Below are 1,278 nucleotides of genomic sequence, written 5' to 3' on the forward strand. Positions count from 1 at the left end.
CCAAAGATTTCGCCCCATTCCGCGAAGCCGCGGTTTGAGGTGAGGATCATGGCGCCCTTTTCGTAGCGAGCGTTGACGAGCTGAAAGAACAGATTGCCGCCGCCTGGAGTGACCGGCAGATAGCCGATCTCGTCGACGATCAGCAGCGAGAAGCGGCAGAAGTAACGGATCTTCTCCCGCAGCGTCCCCTCGCGTTCGGCCTTGGCCAATGTTGCGATGATGTCGGCGAGGCAGGCGAAGTAGACGCTGCGGCCGGCTTTGACGGCCTCGACGCCGAGCGCCAGACTGAGATGGGTTTTGCCCGTGCCTGGCGGCCCTATGAGATGGACGGCTTCGGCGCGATTGATGAACTGCAACTCGGCGAGCGCCATGACGCGGCTCTTGTCGAGCGAGGGCTGGAAGGCGAAGTCGAAGCCGGCAAGCGTTTTGACGGCGGATAGGCGCGCCATCTGAAGGGCCATCCTGACGCGACGGTTCTCGCGCAGGGTGAGTTCCTCGGTGAGCAGAATGTCGAGCGCGTCGAGGGCCGTCGTCTCGCCACGCTCGATGCCGCGTAGGGTGACGTCGAGGATTTCGAGGGCGCGTGGCATCTTCAGACCGACGAGATTGCGTTTGACGCGGTCGATGATGGCGGAGGGCGTCGCGTTCATTGCGAGCCTCCCTGCATCGCCAGCCGGCGACCCACAGCGTCGTAGAAGGCCAGCGGACGCCTTGCGGCCTGATCGCCGGCGCGCAGCACAAGGGGCGGCGACGTGTCTGCTGGTCGACGGCGCGGCGTCGCCGACGGGGCTTTACGATGCGCCGGGTCGAGGCGTTTCTCGCCGCGGCCCTCGAGCGGCGCGTGGACGGCAATCAACACCCCGTCTTCGAAAATGCGGATGGCGTCGGCGAAGACATGGACGTCAAGGACGCGCCGGCGGGTGGTGTCCGGCACGCTGTAGAGATTGCCGCCGACGCTGACCATGCCTTCATGCGAGGCGCGCCGCTCGAGCCTCAGTACGGCCTGATAGGGCGTGAGCGGCAATGACTTGAGCGTTGTTCTCTCTTCGGCGAATGCCTCGGTGACGACACGCTTGGTCGTGGCGTGGACCCTCGGATTGGCGACTGTGTCGAGCCAGGTCCGGAGTTGGAGGTTCAGATCATCGAGATTGCGGAAGGCGCCGCCGAGGAAAAAATCTTCCCGGATGTAACGGAAGGGCCGCTCGACTTTCCCTTTCGTTTTGGCGCGGTAAGGCTTGCAGGCGCGTGGCTGAAAGCCGTAATGGCGCGCCAGATCGA

The 1,278-nt window shown here is 64.3% G+C and carries 2 protein-coding genes; both read right to left on the reverse strand.

Annotation, left to right across the window (positions count from 1 at the left end):
• Positions 1-650, reverse strand: a 650-nt coding sequence (gene istB, locus NEI07_RS04595) for an IS21-like element helper ATPase IstB (RefSeq protein WP_256033034.1), incomplete at its 3' end; no start/stop codon positions are given.
• The coding region (locus tag NEI07_RS04600; RefSeq protein WP_407659846.1) for a Mu transposase domain-containing protein at positions 647-1,278 on the reverse strand (632 nt) is incomplete at its 5' end. The genes istB and NEI07_RS04600, both read right to left, overlap by 4 nt.

The sequence above is a fragment of the Methylocystis suflitae genome, from assembly GCF_024448135.1.
GTDB classification, from domain to species: Bacteria; Pseudomonadota; Alphaproteobacteria; order Rhizobiales; family Beijerinckiaceae; genus Methylocystis; species Methylocystis suflitae.